Source organism: Neisseria sp. P0014.S009, from assembly GCF_051958155.1.
Classification (GTDB): Bacteria; Pseudomonadota; Gammaproteobacteria; order Burkholderiales; family Neisseriaceae; genus Neisseria; species Neisseria flavescens_C.
On record NZ_JBQCVS010000179.1, the window covers coordinates 1 to 253 of the forward strand.

General features: G+C 51.8%; 1 pseudogene. It reads right to left on the reverse strand.

Annotation, left to right across the window (positions count from 1 at the left end):
* Positions 1-253: pseudogene (locus tag ACTHS4_RS12200) on the reverse strand (putative holin); the annotation flags it as partial.

The following is a 253-nucleotide window of genomic DNA, read 5'->3' on the forward strand; positions in this document are numbered from 1 at the left end:
GGCTTTTAATCTCGACTTTGCCGACAAAGTCGATCAGGCGGTTGACGATGACGACGACGAGGGCTGAAAACAGGGCAGCGCCCAAAAATTCGTTAAATTTCAGTGGCTGGGCATCCGGGCGGATGATGCTTAATACCCAGTTGAAAATCCCTGCGGCGGTTTCTCCGCCAAAGATGCCGCTGAAAAAGGAAACGGCGAAGAGCCAAGCCTTAGTCAGTGGGCTGTGTTGGTTCTGGCTTAAGATAAACAGGCT